Origin of the sequence: Pseudoalteromonas aliena (assembly GCF_038155085.1) — a bacterium.
GTDB lineage: Bacteria > Pseudomonadota > Gammaproteobacteria > Enterobacterales > Alteromonadaceae > Pseudoalteromonas > Pseudoalteromonas aliena_A.
Genome location: NZ_JBAKAU010000201.1, coordinates 1 through 217 on the forward strand (window position 1 = coordinate 1; position 217 = coordinate 217).

The window sequence follows — 217 nt, forward strand, 5'->3', positions numbered from 1 at the left end:
GCCGGGTAGTAGAGGCTCTGAAGTCGGTTTATTAAGCGAAACCTAAATAAAAACAGCTGCAGAGCTGCAGGCGCAAAATCCAAAGCTTAAAATTGTCGTGCCATTAGTAAACGAAAAACGCAAAACGCAGTTTACAGATATTTTAAATGCAACAGCACCTAGCCTTAATATTAGTTTGCAAGATGGGCAATCAAAATTAGCGAAGCAAGCGCCAGAT

Annotated in this window: 1 pseudogene; it reads left to right on the top strand. The window is 41.0% G+C overall.

Annotation, left to right across the window (positions count from 1 at the left end):
• Nucleotides 1–217, top strand: a pseudogene (gene lpxB / locus V6260_RS19085) (lipid-A-disaccharide synthase); the annotation flags it as partial.